The sequence below is a fragment of the Pseudokordiimonas caeni genome (assembly GCF_026719705.1).
Lineage (GTDB): Bacteria > Pseudomonadota > Alphaproteobacteria > Sphingomonadales > Kordiimonadaceae > Gimibacter > Gimibacter caeni.
Window position 1 is genome coordinate 1,638,909 of the sequence record NZ_JAPPRR010000001.1, and the last position, 15,237, is coordinate 1,654,145.

Sequence of the window (15,237 nt, forward strand, 5' to 3'; positions counted from 1 at the left end):
CAAGCAGGCTGCCTTGCAGTGGAGTAACCTAATCCCAGGCTCATCGGCTGACGCGAGTTTTGGTCTGATCTGACAGGACCACAACTTCTTGAATCTGATCATGCGGTCGCTGCCACCCAACAAGATTCAACCGCCCAGAAGATCGCGCACCGATGCTTTCAGGCTTTGGCGGCAGGCCAAATAGCCCACCAGGCACACGATTGCCACCATCAGCACAATCGTGCCCGCCACCCACAGCAGATCTGGCCGGTAGGTCATGCCGAATTGCCCCTCATAGATCATCAGACCGGCGGCCCATGTGCCGGCGATTGCCCCAACGGCTGAGATCAGTGCGGTCACGACCCAGTCGTGGAAATTCAGCCACAGGCAATCTCCGTCCTTCAGTCCCATGCTCATCAACAGGCCGTTCTTCTGACGGTCATCGGCGCGGAACCCGCTGACACTGGCCGCAAGTACAAAAAGCGCCAGCAACAGGATCATGCCTGCATATCCGCTGGTAACTTTGGTGACGATGGCAAGGGTTTCGTCAAATCGCTCGGTCAGTTCCCGCAGTGGCGCCAGCTCCAGCGTCGGGTGCTGTTGCCAGAGCAGCGCCAGCTTGTCCCACGCGGCCTCCGGCAGTTCCATGCTGCCCATGAAACGGCTCGGGGCTTCAATATGCGCGCGGGCTGACATCGGCATCTGGAACCAGAAGGTGATCGACCCGCCGCCGGCCTGGAAAGCATGGCTTGCGACCAGCGTGAAATCATGCCGCTGCTCACCGATCTGATATGTCAGCGTATCGCTGTAGCTGAAACCCATATCCGTCATCACTTCCGGCTCCACCGAAATCTGGTGCCAGTCATCGGTGCCGGGTTGCCAGAAGGTGCCACCCGCCAGGCGATTGTTGGCGGGCAGCCTGTCGGTCCATGTAAGACGAATGGGTTCCTGCAACGTGGCGAGCGTATCGCTGGGTTTCTGCATATAGTCGTTCAGGCGCTTGCCGTTCACCGAGATAAGCTTCGCATAGATGAAGGGCCTGAGAGCGAGGACCTTTGCACCGTTTTCCCTGGCCCAGACATGAAGGGCTTCCACATGGCTTTCCTGTGCCTCGCTAACAATCAGGTTGCCGTCATGCGTGCGGGCATAGCCTTCCATCATCGTGCCCAGATCGCGCATCAGCATCAGGGTGAACAGAAGCAGAAGCCCGCACAGGCCCAATCCCATCACCTGCGCCGACTTGGTGAAAAGCCGCTGGCGCATCATGAAAAAGGCGAAGGGCAACAGCCCCGCCCTGCGACGCCCCCACACATCGCCCAGCCGAACCGCGCCCCAGGTAAGCACCATCATCAGAATGAGCGCCACACCGATGGCAGCGAGCGTCATACCGGTCAGGAGCCAGTTATCGGAATAAACTGCCGCCAAAATCGACACCGGAAGCAGCCCGCACAGGAGGCGCAGCCAGACATAGCGGCCTTCGCCAACATGTCGGATCAACGCCAACAGGGACGCACGGGAAAGCTGCAGGATGCTTGGCAGCTGAAGCGCCAGCAAAAGCACGAGGAGCAGCCCGACAGTCTTCAGCATTGCCGCCATGTCCCAGCTTACCTGCGCGCCGGGGAACACCGTTTGCAGCTCCGCGATGATGGCGACATGCGCAATAGCCGCGGCGATGATTGCCACCAAAACAGCGATCACGAACATCATAAACCAGCCGCCGAGCGCCATGGCGATGCCTGTGCAGAGCGGTGTACCAAGGCTGCTGTAGATAGCTAGACGGTAGCGCATTTTCGCCAGCCAGCGGCGGTTGGTCATATCAAGCGCAACGGCACCAAGGAAGAAGAGGATCACTGACGCCAGCCCGAGGAAGTTTTCCGTACGCTGCCAGAAGGTCGCCAGCGGATGCCGGCCGCCGTATTTTTTGATAATGCGGGCAGCAGGCAGGGCTTCCCCTGCCCAGGCTTCAAGCTCCGCCAGTTCTTCGGGCGTGCCGGAGACCAGATAGCGCGTACGATCCTTGCCGCCGACGGGCATGGTGTGGCTCAGGCTGTCTTCATGCACCATGGCGCGCAGCGCCACGCTATGGCCTTCCATCAGGCGGTCAGGCTCATGCAGCAGGATCGCCGAAACCACAAGCGGTGCCTCGTGAAGCGTCAGCGTTTCACCAACGCGGGCCTGCAGCTTGGTGGCAAGACGTGCGTCCAGCCAGATTTCGCCCGCCGCAGGCCCCCGGCTGGCCGCATGCTCGGGCGCTGCCGGGTTCTCTCCAATCCCGAGCGTTCCCTCAAGCGGATATCGGTCGTCCACAGATTTGAGCTGAACCCTCGCCCAGACGTCCCCATGCGTCAGCGTGATGCCGGACAGGCGAGTTCTGGACACGCCGTCTACTAGGCTTCGCAGGCTGCCCTCCTCGGCAATCGTAAGGGGCGCGTGGGTTTCCAGCACCATGTCCGCGCCCAGCATCTGATCCAGATTGGTGGCCAGAAATTTCTGGATAGACGCACTGGTGAGCGTCAGGGTGATCAGGAACACCAGAAGCGCTGCCTGTGTTGCCAAGCTGATACGGCCATCACCGTCTTTCAGGTCATTCAGGCTGTTTTCAAGCGTGAGGCGAAGCTTGCTCATGCGGCCACCTCCAGCCGTCCGGCTTCCAGATGCAGGCGGTTGTCGGCAAATGCTGCCAGACGCCTGCTATGGGTGACGATCACGAGGCCGCAACCGGTTTCTTTCGCGCAGTCGAACATCAGGGACGTCACGCCTTCCGATGTGCGGGCGTCCAGGTTGCCCGTGGGTTCGTCGGCAAAGATGAAGTCGGGGCTGGATATGAAGGCGCGTGCCACGGCGATGCGCTGCTGCTCACCCCCGCTCAACTGATGCGGCCAGTGCCGGGCACGATCCTTCAGGCCCATTTTTTCAAGCCAGTCCGCTGCCACGTCGAACGCGCGCCGATCACCCTTGAGCCGAAGCGGCAGTGCCAGATTGCCGATGGCATCCAGTTCCGGCATCAGATGGAAGTGCTGAAAGATGAACCCGCTGTGGGCTCGAAGCGTGCGGGCATCAACAGCCGTGCCTTTCAGGAAGAAACGCACACTACCACCCGTGGGCGCCTCAAGCCCCGCCGCGATGGACAGCAGGCTGGATTTCCCGGCACCCGACGGGCCGACAATGGCCAGACTGTGGCCTGTGCGGATGGTCAGGCTCAGATTGTCAAATAGCCGGATGCTTTCCCCGTGCGCGGCAAATTCATGGCTGATGCTCTCCAGCTCGATGGCGGTTTTCATGGTCCTCTCCTGCCGTTATTTTTGCGGACAATGCCTCCTCGAGTGTCAAACGAAGGTGAAATGGCAGGATGGGGTGGCTTGACGTCTGTTTGACATTGGCGGTGCGATACTCTCTGATCGCCGAATGAAGGGCCCGCAATGCGCATTCTGATCGTGGAAGACAATCTGGATATTCAGGCCAATATCGCCGAGTACCTGGAAGATAGTTACAGCCTGGATTTTGCCTATAGCGGTGATCAGGGGCTGTCGCTTGCCCTGCGGAATGAATATGACGTCATCGTGCTGGACCTGATGTTGCCGGGCCGGGACGGGCTGGACGTATGCGCGTCCTACCGCCGCGCGGCAGGCTTGCAGGCGCCCATTATCATGCTGACGGCTCGCGACACGATCGATGACAAGGAAGCCGGTTTCGACTCCGGTGCCGATGACTATCTGGTAAAGCCATTTTCGCTGCGCGAACTGAAGATGCGGATCGAGGCACTCGGCCGCCGCCCGAAGGTCCGCCGGTGTGCCCCGCAGGCGTTCGCGGGGCTCAGCCTTGATATCGAGGCGTTCACTGTTTCAGCAGGGGGGCAAGCGGTCGTGCTGCATGAAAAGGAAGCCCACATCCTGGGCCTGTTGCTGGAGGCAGCACCCGCCCTCGTCACGTCATCCACCATCAGCTATGCTCTGTGGGGTGACGAGCCGCCCGAATCCGGCGCGCTCAGAACCCATATCTACAACCTGCGCAAAGCCTTGGCGACGCTTGGCATGGAGGCGATTCTGCAAACCCGCCGGGGCAAAGGCTATGCGCTGGAGCCCATATCATGACCCGGTCTTCGCGCCGTGTCCGCAGTATGGTCATGCGCCTTTTCATTGGCGCGATGGTGACAAGCTTTGTCGTCTTCACCCTGATGGTGGTGATATTCGGCTTTTCGCTGGAAGACGAGATTTTCGATTTTCAGGTGCGGGAAGCCGCCGAAGCCTTTCTGGCTGAAAACCCGCCCCCCACCGAAGCCAGTGGCACGATTACCGGCCTGAAGATGACCTACTATATCGGCACCGAGGCGATGCCGGCCTGGCTTCGGGACAAGATAGACCCCGATTACCGCAACAGAATGTTTGAGGTATTCGGGGAAGAGCACGGCCATTTCCACGCGATGGTTCAGACATTGGAGGACGGTCAAAACCTGTATGTTTTCTTCAATGCCCGGCGCTTCATCCGGTCAACGCCCCAGATAAAGGGGTTTCTGGCGGTGATCGGCGGCATGGCGCTGCCGGGACTGTTGATATCGCTTTTCTTCCTGGCGCGCATGAGCCGCAAACTATCCGGCCCACTCGAACATATGGTGGAAATCCTGGGTGACGGCGGCAGCGTGGCGGGCCGGATGACGATCCCCAGAAGCGCGCCGCGGGAATTGCAGGCGCTGGCTAAGGCGATTGAAGACAGGGACGCCCGCATCCAAGAACTGATCGAACGGGAACGCCAGTTCAACCGTGACGCCAGCCATGAACTGCGCACTCCGCTTGCAGTGGCATATGGCGCAGTGGAAGTTCTGGAAGACAAGGAAGGCGGCAACAGCCGGACCCTGAGGCGGCTGAAGGCTGCGATCAAGGATATGCAGCAGTTGACAGAGGGCATTCTGTGGCTCGGGCGCGACCCTGGGCGCAGGCAGGCTTGCGACGTCAGCGCTGTTTGTGCGAGCAGCATCCGCGCTTACGAACATCTTGTCGGCGACCGGCCCGTGACCATCCGGCAGGAAGGAACGGGTGTGTCCATGCCAGTGCCGGAGGCCGTTGCCCATGTGATGGTCGGCAATATCCTCAGGAACGCCCTTTCCTACACGGAACAGGGGGTGGTTATGGTGTCCGCAACTGCGGGAAAGCTGGAAATCATCGATACAGGCGTGGGCTTTGGCCATGCCGATCCGGCACGCGAGGGCTTCGGTGTCGGGCTGACGCTGGTGTCGCGCCTCTGTCACCATTTCGGTATCACTTTCGAGGTTGCCGCGCGACCGGATGGCGGCACTTCGGCCCGCCTGACATGGCGGGCCCCGGTTTGACGCAAGTTTGACATCCGCCTTGTTAGAAGCGCTCCAACAAAGGAGACTTCTGATGAAACCGGCCATTTCAAAAATTTTCGCCCTGCTTCTGGTGATCACGACAGCCACAGCGTCAGGCGTGGCTGAAACCCATGTCCAGCAGTTTGGCTATGACGCGCCGGACGGCAACCGCATCACAGGCTTCCTGTATCAATCGGAAAGTGCGGCCAAAGACGCGCCGCTGGCGGTATTGATGCATGGCCTGATGGGCTCCAGCCTGTATTGGCTGGCGAACGACAACCCCATGAACGGCGATGACGTGACAGCAGGACTGATTGCGCGCGGCTATCGGATACTGGCGCTGGATGCCCGGTTTCACGGTGGCCGCATTGTGGACGTGAAACCGATCGAACATGTGCTGAATGCGCGCAAGGGAAATGCCGCCGCCTATGAAGGCATGATCCAGAAAACCGTGGATGACTATCGCTTCGTACTGGACAAGGTGCTGGCAACCTATGCCGACACGTCGCAGGTACTTGTGGTGGGTTATAGCATGGGCGCACAGATGGGCACCTTGCTCGCAGCCCAGGATCCCCGGGTGACCCACCTGGTGACAATGGTGCCGCCCGCTGTGCGAAACGTACCGACGGTATCGCCTATCGCCTTCGCCCCCAAGGTGATTGTACCTTGGCTCCTTCTGATGGCTGAGAACGATCAGTATTCGACCAAGGCGCAAAATGCCGAACTCGTCGCCGCTGCCGGCCGCACGCCGGAGACGCACCGTTTCGACAGCGGTCATGTTTTACCGGAAAGCTATGTCGGTGCCATAGAAAGCTGGCTTGATCGGCCGGCCAATTAACAGGGCAAAGCGATTAAAATCGCTCGACCCCTACATTCTAAAATATAACAACAAAATCAATAAGTTAAACCAATTTGCGCCCGCTGCCGGCACCAGAGTTATAATTATATCAACCAGTTACAAGATCTTGGCGCAAATTTGGCGCACGGAAATCCATCATTTTGAGGCCCCGCTTCTCGCTGCCCTTCCCCACCAGAATGCATGCATCTGTCATCAGCGATGACAGATGCAGCCGTCTTTCAACGGGGCAAAGTGCACCCCGGCACTGGTGTTGGCAGGACGGGTGCTATCCAGCCTATCCGCCAGTTCCATGTTTGCACACCACTGTGCCGACGACGGCACATGACTTCCTCATGCAATTCATACATGCCGGAGAAAAGGTTCCGGGAAAGTTCGGGTTTGTCGCCGAATTCCATATAGGCCTTCTCTTCTCCAAATGCCTTCCATGCCGGTCCGTTTGCCGTTTTCGGTTCTGCGTTGCGGGCAAAGCTTGTCCAGTAATCGAGCATGGCATCCGCGAGCGCCCGTTCTTGTGTCGTATCGGGGATTGCCGGCCAATAGGCCGGTGTGTTTTCAAAGGTGCCGAACACGAAGGGCACCTCGCTCGCATGGAAGGCAGCAAGGCCCGCTTCTGTCGCAGCTGGGTATGTATGACTGAAGAGATAGAGGAAGGAGGGCTGCCCAAGCGCGGCCTGCTTGCGCACCAGTCGCTCGGACGCCCAGCCGAACACGGCGTCACGGGTGCCGTCAAGGAGCGTCTGTTCAAAGTCCTTTGGCGGATAGAGCCTGAGGTAAGCATCGGCCAGATTGCCGTAGCGCGACTTGATATCCGCCACATAAGCCTCGGGCGATACCGGCATCGGCGGCATCAGGAAGCGCAGGCTGCGGATTTCGCCGCTGTTGAAGCCTACCATCAGGGGAACAGGCGCCTGTTCGCCCCTGTCGAATGTATCAACAAGCTGACGGGGCAGGATCTTGCCATCGATCGTGCCATAGGGCGCATAGCCGGTCGTGGCCGAAAGGTCGATCAGACTGCGCGCGTCCAGCGCCCGCATGCCGGCGATATCGAGCGCTCCGAGTTTGGCCGCAAGCGCCAGACCATTTTCCTCGGCCGATCGTTCCTCGTACCGGGCTTCCCTGAGTTCCGGCATGGTGAACAGATAGCCGCTCTGGACAATTGCCTTATCGAAAAGCCCCCGGGCTTTCGGTGAGGCAAGAAGATATTCAACGCTCAGCGCCCCGGCAGACTCCCCGAAGATCGTCACGTTTTTCGGATCTCCCCCGAACGAGGCGATATTCCTGCGAACCCATTCGAGCGCCGCGACCTGATCAAGCAGGCCATAGTTGCCGGAAATATTATCCGGCGATTCCGCGCTGAGCTCGGGATGGGCGAGATAGCCCAGGACCCCGAGCCGGTAATTGATCGAGACAAGAACGATCCCGCGTTTGGCAAATTCGCGGCCGTCATACATTTTGGACTGCGCCGTCCCCCATATCAGGGTGCCGCCGTGGATCCAGACCATCACCGGGGCGTTCTCGGCGTTCACCGGGGCAGTCACATCCAGAGTCAAACAGTCCTCATTCATTTTCTGCTGGCCGCGATTATAGGGTCCGGCAGCCATCGGCGGCTGCATGCAGGCCACGCCGGCTGTTTGCACATCGCGCACACCGCTCCATGCCGGCATCGGGGTCGGCGGGCGCCAGCGAAGGTCACCTGTCGGCGGCAGGGCATAGGGAACAGCGCGGAACACATGCGCACCGCCTTCCTGCACCCCGCGCATGATACCGGCAGGGGCTTTCACAACAGGCGCGTCACTGGCTGCCACAGTTGCCGACATGCCGATGGCGAGGACGCAGGCAGCCACACGGGCTGCAATGAGACGGGCAAGAGTTTTCATTTCGCAGGTCCTCCCTTGGTGGCTTGCGAGCGGTGGATAAAACGTGAAAGGCCGAAGTAGAGAAGTGCGGCAATCCCATACATCGGTGCCAGCGCATAGAAGGCGGCCTGCAACGAGTGCGCCCCGTGGCTGGCGCGGAAGAAGTCGCTGGCCATACCCACATAGGTGGGCCCGAGGCCAAGCCCGATGAAATTCATCACAAGCAGCAACAATGCCCCTGAAATCACCCGCTGATCCGGGCGCACTTCCCCCTGAACGAAGGTGACGGTGGCCGACAAGAAGAAGGAATTCAGGAACATCGGGACGATCAGGAAAAGCAGCGCGGCTTCCCACCGGGCGGCCCACACAAAACCAAGGAAGAAGGGCAGCGCCACCACAAGCGAGATGGCAGGGATAAGGGCATAGGCCGAACGGCTGCGCGCCCCGAACCTGTCAATCAGCCGACCGGATACAAAAATGCCCGCACTCATCCCGATGCCGACAACAAGCGCATACCAGACCGCCACATCGCCAAGCGCCATACCCTTCTCGCGCATCAGGAAGAGCGTGGCGAAGTTGGCGAGGCCATAGGTGATGAAGTTGGCAGCACCGCTGGCAACAGACGCCAGCAACAGGACCGGGTTGGCGAAAAAGCGCGTGATAATGGTGAAAAAGCCCTCAGGCGCCGACGTCGGCGATGGAATATCTGCCGCATCATGCCCGCCTTTTTCCGGTTCAGGGATGAGGCGATACACTGCAACTGCCGCGAGGATGCCGATCGCGCCGATCACATAAAAGGGCACCCGCCAATCAAAGGCCGTGGCAAGGGACGCACCGAAGGCCACCCCGAGCGCGGAGCCAAGCGGTGGCCCCAGATTGAAAATTGCCATGGCCGTGCCACGCCGTTCTCGCGGGAAATAGTCCGAAATAATCGCGTATGAGGGGGGCACGCCGCCCGCCTCACCAACGCCGACCGCCATGCGGGCGACGACAAGCTGGCCATAATTGTTGGCCATGCCGCAGGCGGCCGTTGCCGCGCTCCAGATCGCGCAAGCGCATGACAGCACTTTCACGCGGTTTGTCCGATCCGCCAACCAGCCAATCGGAATGGCGATGAAGCAGTAGAAAAGCGCGAAGTAGAAACCGGTGATCAGGCCAAGCTGCCCGTCACTGATCCCCAGCTCGTCCTGCACCGGCTTCGCAAGGATGGACAGGAGCTGCCTGTCCAGAAAATTGAGGACATAAACAAAGCACAGCATCCCGAGCACCAGTCCCGTGCGAACCGGTGTCGACGCGGCATGGACCGGCGCCTTTCCCTCGACTGAAGTCTCACCATTCATCCGCATTACCCCCTATGTTTCCCATCATGCCAGCGTCCCCTGCCCGCCCGGCGCACCATCCAGCCAGCTTTTCGCGCAGGCCAGATACCAAGGCAGGATATCGGGGTTTGCGATGACGTCCGGGTTGACGACTTTGGCCGCCGGCCACCCCTGGAAGAGCCGCTTGACCGGCAATTCCTGCTTCTTGCCGGACAGGGTTCGCGGGATGCCGGGCGCCTGAAGGAAAAGGTCGGGGATGAACCGCGGCGACAGGCTGCTGCGGATGGCGGCGGCCAAGGCGGCTTTCAACGCTTCGTCCAGCTCGCGCCCCTCAGCCGGCACCACAAACATCAGAAGCTTGCTATCCCCTTCCCCATCGTCAAGGTCGATGACAAGGCTGTCAGCAACATCCGCAAGCCGCTCGACAGCGGCATAAATATCCGCCGTTCCCATCCGCAAGCCGTGGCGATTGATCGTCGCGTCGCTGCGGCCGGTGATCGTGCAACTGCCATCCTCATCGATGCGCAACCAGTCGCCGTGTCGCCATATCCCCGGCCATTCGCTAAAATAGGATCCCCTGTACCGGCTGCCGTCCGCATCCCCCCAGAAATAGAGGGGCATGCTGGGCATCGGGCGCGTACAGACAAGCTCGCCAACCTTGCCGACAACCGGCTTGCCGTCCTCGCCCCACGCCTCGACGGCCGCACCGAGATGACGGCACTGAAGCCGTCCGGGCGTGGCGGCGAGATCGCGGTTGCCCGCCATGAAGCCGGCAAAAAGGTCTGTCCCGCCACTGATATTGCACCACCAGATGTCCGGCCTGCCAAAAAAGGCAAACTCGTCATTCCCCCACAGCTGCACATCGGGCGGCAGCGGTGACCCCGTGCTGCCAAGGGCGCGGACGGCGCTCAAATCCCCGATCTCAGAAAGCGATATCCCCGCCTTGCGGCAGCTGATGAAGAAGGCGGCACCGCCCCCGAACCATGTGATCCGGTGCCGGGCGGCAAATGCCCACATCACGCCCCAGTCAGGCGTCTCCTTCGGGCCGCTCGGCGAGCCGTCGTAAAGACAGATGGTTGTCCCGGAAAGGAGCCCGCAAACCTGCTGGTTCCACATCACCCAGCCCGTCGCACTGTACCAGTGGAAACGTTCGCCAAAGCTGTTTGGCGCATAGCTGGCGCCGATATCGAGATGCAGGTGCCCCGCGCAGGCAAGCGCAATGATGCCGCCATGGCCATGGACAATGGCTTTGGGCAGGCCGGTTGTGCCGCTGGAATACAGGATCCATAGCGGATGGTCGAAGGACACCCAGTCGGGCTCGAACGCCGCCACCGCGTCATCATCGCGGGTCAGGATGCCGGCGAAATCGATGGCCCCTGCGACAGGTGCGTCACCATAGCCGCTTTTAACAACAAGAAGCGCCTCAACACTTGGAAGGGCGGCACGCATGTCTTTCACCACCGTGCAGCGATCCATGGCCTTGCCGGCATAGAAAATCCCGTCAACAGCAATCAGCACCTTCGGCGACGTTTGCTGGAACCGGTCCAGAAGGGCCGGTGTGCCCATATCGGGCGAACACAGGGTCCAGACGGCACCGATACTGGCGCAGGCGATGAAGGCGATCGTGGCCTCCGGAATATTCGGCAGATAGGCCGCCACCCGATCCCCCGGCTTCACACCCAGGCGCCGCAGTTCAAGCGCGAGGGATGCGCTCTTGCGCCGAAGCTCGCTCCAGCTGATTTCGGTGATTTCGCCCTTTTCATTCTCGGCGATGATGGCCAGCTGGCCGGCCGCTTCCGCCGGGGCTATATGCCGGAAGATATGGCGGGCGAAATTGACCTGTGCGCCTTCAAACCATGCAACGTCGGGCATGCCATTGTCGCGCACCACCGCCCTGAAAGGTGTTGGCGATTCAATACGGTAATAGTCCCAGATACTGCGCCAGAATGCATCAAGATCGGTCGTCGACCATTCCCAGAGCGCCGCATAGTCCTCGAATGCCAGACCCCGTTCGCGCTTCAGCCATTCCTGATACAGCCGCATCTGCGGGACAGGTTCGTCATAGGCGCGCCTGGGCTGCCGGGAGGATTTATGTCGACTGAGGCTGGTCAATTTGTATTCCTTGCTCTTCCCCGGTGGCCTGCACTGCCATAGCCGGGCTGGTGGGAGAAGCCAGAGCCATGCTCGGCTTCTCCGCGATTGCTTTCCAGATTGACGGCAAGGTCATCACCGTCAGATTGGAGGGGATGGCTTCAGAAGCGGTGCAGCAGCGTTACACCATACATGCGCGGCGCCCCCAGCTGCCCGACCCGCGAAGGAGTCGTGTCGCTCGCCGCCGTCAGCGATTGTCCCACATAGCGCTTGTCAAATGCGTTGCGGGCATAGGCCGTGAGCGACCATTTCGCGTCCGTCGTGCCAAGCGTGAGCGAGGCATTCAGGAGACCATAGGACTTCTGGGTATTGAGCTCGTTATTGAAGAGGTCGAAATACACATCGTCCTGCCATTTGTAGTCGGCACGGGCGATAAGCTCGAGATTACCCGAAAGCTCGTAGGTATATTCGCCGGACGCGCTGAACTGCCAGTTGGGGGCCTGCGGCAGGCGGTTGCCCGTCAGGTCCTTGATACCGAGCTCCGGATAGATCGGGTCGATACTGGTGAACTCACCAAACTTGGCAAAGAGGCGGGTTCCCGAGAAAACAACCCGCAAACCGGCCGTCGGAATTGCCTCAAGCTCCAGCTCGATACCCTTGATCGTGGCGGTTGCCGCATTCTCCACCCGGGGATAACGCACCCCGGTTTGCGGGTTGATGCGGAACAGGGTTTGTTGCAGGTTCGAATAGTCGGACGCAAAGCCCGTTACGCCCATCCGAAGCTTCCTGTCGTAGAACATCCCCTTGAAGCCCGCTTCATAGTTCCAGACAAATTCGGGATCAAACAGGTTCACAGGCTGGGACACGTCGCCGAATGTATTGAAGCCGCCCGACTTGAAGCCGCGGGAGGCGCTGGCATACAGGAGGATTCTGTCATCCGGGATATAGTCGATCGCAAACCGTGGCGTGAATGCCCCCCATGAGCCGGACGCTTCATTGTTGAAAGGCGTGCCGATAATCGACGCCGCCATCGTGAAGTCCTTGTCGTCATAGGTATAGCGGCCGCCGGCGGTGATACGCAGCCGGTCTGTCAACTTGTAGCGCATCTGGCCATAAAACGCATACGAATCAAGCCCTTCATACGGATCGTAATTGAAGGCATTGATAAGCGTCGGCGGCACGCTGAGAATGAGCGGCTGGGTGGACTCGCCGTTCATATAAAAGGCGCCCGCTACGATGTCGGTCCGACTGCTGAGATCGGCAGCGAGCGTTAACTCCTGCGTGAACTGCTTCACATGGATGGCAACGAGCGGGAAGTCGGAGAAATCTCCGCTAGTGCCGTCGTTATCGGTGTCGGTCAGCACCAGATCGTGCTTGATATAGCCTGTCGTCGAGGTGAGCGAGACATCCGGGCTGATGTCCCAACGCGCAATCCCGATCGCCTTGAGATTTTCGGCGTCGCGCTGGTCCGTGTGGTTCATATAGACAGTCAGATTCTCGATGTCATTCTTCGGCAGGTCGAGCACGTCAATGATCGTCGGCTTGTCCGGGCGCGCCTGACCAAGCACGGTGGCAAAAGCCGGATCGGATTTGTTTTTCGTATATTCAAGGATAGTCCGGACCGAGAAATTCTCGGTTACTTCTCCCAGAAGCGATGCCCGCACCTGCGTCAGGTTGGTGTCGTTCTTGTCGGTATCGAGAAACGCATTCTTCATCCAGCCGTCAGCGCGGTCGGCCTGGAACGCGATACGCCCCTTCAGGCGGTCGGACCCGAGCGGGCTATTGACGAAGCCCCTGATGCCGTACCGTGAATAATTGCCGAAGGTCAGGGCAACTTCGCCCTCCGGTGTGTCGGTCGGCAGGTTGCTGTGCACATTGATCGCACCACCGGTGGCGTTACGCCCTTCAATGGTGCCCTGCGGCCCGCGCAGCACTTCAACACGCGACACATCAAGGAAAGTGCCATCCATCATGAAGTGGTTCAGGAAGGGCACGCCGTCCTGAGAAACGGTGATGCCCGCCTGGCTTCCGATGTCCTGCCCTGCCTGCCCGATGCCGCGCAGGGCAATGAAGATGTTCCCGAAGCGCTCGCCGAACTGGAGGCTCGGCGTGATCTGCACGAGGTCACCCACACTTTTCAGGCCGGCCTTCTGCAGCGTTTCGCCCGACAGCGCCGTGATCGCAATCGGCACGTTCTGAAGGCCTTCGCGGCGCTTCTGTGCGGTGACGATAATGTCTTCGATCTCACCGATGTCAGCCGGTTCGTCGGCCTCGGCGGCACCCGCCGGCGGCTGGCTTTGTGCGACCGCTTCGGCGCTCATCAACCAACCCGAAATCAGCGCAGACGCGCCAAGCAGCATGCGTGCACGAACGATGCGTGCCTTACTATTCTCTAGCATTTCCCTCCCCTTCCCAAAATCGAGGTCACGCCCGGCCGGTTCCCCAACCGGCGGGCATGAAGGGAAATTATCACCCGCCCAAATGGACTCCATGACGGGACTGACACACAGATTTGGCAGAAGTGACAAGGGCGCCTCAGCGCGTCAAAATCGCCTAGGATGCACGCCGGTCATTGAGCAATGCCGTCGCTGCCGCGACCATTGCCGCATCGGAAACATGGGTCGACCGGTATACCGAGGGCGCCACGCCGGCCCATGAAATGAAGTGGCGAGAGAAGCTGCCGGGTTCGCTGAAGCCCAGTTCAAATCCGATAGCCGTCACGGGCAGATCGCTTGCCAGCAGATAGGCACTTGCCAGCTCGCCGCGCAGGCGCGTCTTGATATCCTGAAAGCTCTCGCCCTCAAGCGCCAGATCATGGCGCAGCCGCCGGGGCCGGGTACGCAGACGTGCAGCCACGACCTCAATCGGCGCCGACCACATGCCTGCTTTCTGCAGTTCGATCAGGACCTGCTGGGTGCGCTCACGCCAGCTCTGGCTTTGGCCGAGCGGTACATACCAGTCGGGCTCGCTGGCATAATAGTCGTCATATTCCTTGATCGAATTGTGCACGAGACGAACCGTCAGGTCGTTACGGTCATAGCTCAGGGCATCGACTGGCGCGTCATATTTCACCGGGCAATGAAACAGGCCAAACCGGTCAAATCCGTTCAGCTGCACCGGCCGCGGGCCGCGAACCGAAATTTCGCGCAGCGCCAAAGGGCGACCGATCAACCAGCTGAAAAGATGATAGATCCAGACAAACCTGATCCAGACGAAAATGTCCCGGTCGACACCCGGGATCGTCGTATATTTGCAGATATGCTGCAGTCCGGTGCCATGCTCCTCGGAGATGCGGGGGCCTGCGTCGATCGACATGGCATCGGTGAAACGGATGCTCACCCGCAGCGCCTCGCCGAAGCTGCTGCAGCTCAGGAACGAGAGAAGCCGTTCGGTTTCAAGCGCCAGACGACAGCCCTGCGCAAAGAAACCGAGATAGACATCATCAAGCGCAAACTGGATGGCCCGGACGAGCCGAACCAGCGACGGCCCGTCAATCGCGGCATGCGGATTGCCATACACATCCGGCGCAATGCCGGCCTTTTGCATGATGGCCTGCGGGTCGTGGCCCTTGAGGACTGCCCCCTGAAGCAACCCTTGCACGACCAGGCCGTCAACGCCCTCTGCAGCTTTGCCCTCCCCGAACACCGCCACAACACTCCCTGATTCCCGATCCTTTTTTCATGGGATAACGTAAAGCGTATGGATTGCCAATGAGGAGCATGCCTTCGCGCGACAGATTGAAGGAAGCTGCCCTTTATCTGTTGAACTGGCGCAGGAAAACCGTACCGTGGCAGATGATTGAACGAGGGG

General features: G+C 60.1%; 10 protein-coding genes. 3 read left to right on the plus strand and 7 right to left on the minus strand.

Annotated elements, in window-relative coordinates:
* Positions 1 to 126 precede the first annotated feature (126 nt).
* Together OU694_RS07425 and OU694_RS07430 are read right to left on the minus strand one after the other, a co-directional pair.
* Positions 127 to 2,604 (minus strand): ABC transporter permease, encoded by a 2,478-nt coding sequence (locus OU694_RS07425; RefSeq protein WP_308910344.1) that lies wholly within the window; start codon positions 2,602 to 2,604, stop codon positions 127 to 129.
* Positions 2,601 to 3,260, minus strand: coding sequence for an ABC transporter ATP-binding protein (locus OU694_RS07430; RefSeq protein WP_308910345.1), 660 nt, complete (start codon positions 3,258 to 3,260; stop codon positions 2,601 to 2,603). The genes OU694_RS07425 and OU694_RS07430 overlap by 4 nt, the downstream gene beginning before the upstream one ends.
* A gap of 138 nt (positions 3,261 to 3,398) precedes the next feature.
* On the opposite strand from OU694_RS07430, the gene OU694_RS07435 reads away from it, so the two are divergent.
* From OU694_RS07435 to OU694_RS07445, 3 genes are read left to right on the plus strand one after another with little or no spacing between them, the layout of a single operon-like run.
* Positions 3,399 to 4,070, plus strand: a complete 672-nt coding sequence (locus tag OU694_RS07435; protein ID WP_308910346.1) for a response regulator transcription factor — start codon at positions 3,399 to 3,401, stop codon at positions 4,068 to 4,070.
* Complete coding sequence (locus OU694_RS07440; protein WP_308910347.1) at positions 4,067 to 5,302, plus strand: sensor histidine kinase; 1,236 nt, start codon at positions 4,067 to 4,069, stop codon at positions 5,300 to 5,302. The genes OU694_RS07435 and OU694_RS07440 overlap by 4 nt, the downstream gene beginning before the upstream one ends.
* Before the next feature lie 52 nt (positions 5,303 to 5,354).
* Positions 5,355 to 6,140 (plus strand): alpha/beta hydrolase, encoded by a 786-nt coding sequence (locus OU694_RS07445; protein ID WP_308910348.1) that lies wholly within the window; start codon positions 5,355 to 5,357, stop codon positions 6,138 to 6,140.
* A gap of 239 nt (positions 6,141 to 6,379) precedes the next feature.
* Here the strand turns inward: OU694_RS07445 and OU694_RS07450 are convergent, their stop codons facing one another.
* The 5 genes from OU694_RS07450 to OU694_RS07470 form a co-directional block, all read right to left on the minus strand.
* Entirely contained in the window at positions 6,380 to 8,038 is a 1,659-nt protein-coding gene (locus OU694_RS07450) for a carboxylesterase/lipase family protein (RefSeq protein ID WP_308910349.1), read from the minus strand.
* On the minus strand, positions 8,035 to 9,357 hold the full coding sequence (locus OU694_RS07455; protein WP_308910350.1) for a spinster family MFS transporter: 1,323 nt from the start codon (positions 9,355 to 9,357) through the stop codon (positions 8,035 to 8,037). Before OU694_RS07455 ends, OU694_RS07450 begins: the two co-directional genes overlap by 4 nt.
* 24 nt (positions 9,358 to 9,381) lie before the next feature.
* A complete protein-coding gene (locus tag OU694_RS07460; protein WP_373460274.1) occupies positions 9,382 to 11,379 on the minus strand; it encodes an acetoacetate--CoA ligase in 1,998 nt (665 codons plus the stop codon).
* A 209-nt stretch (positions 11,380 to 11,588) separates the two neighbouring features.
* Positions 11,589 to 13,826, minus strand: a complete 2,238-nt coding sequence (locus tag OU694_RS07465) for a TonB-dependent receptor (RefSeq protein WP_308910352.1) — start codon at positions 13,824 to 13,826, stop codon at positions 11,589 to 11,591.
* Between the two features lie 154 nt (positions 13,827 to 13,980).
* The gene (locus OU694_RS07470; RefSeq protein ID WP_308910353.1) at positions 13,981 to 15,078 is read right to left on the minus strand and encodes an AraC family transcriptional regulator ligand-binding domain-containing protein; all 1,098 of its coding nucleotides are present in this window, start codon (positions 15,076 to 15,078) and stop codon (positions 13,981 to 13,983) included.
* Between the last annotated feature and the right edge of the window lie 159 nt (positions 15,079 to 15,237).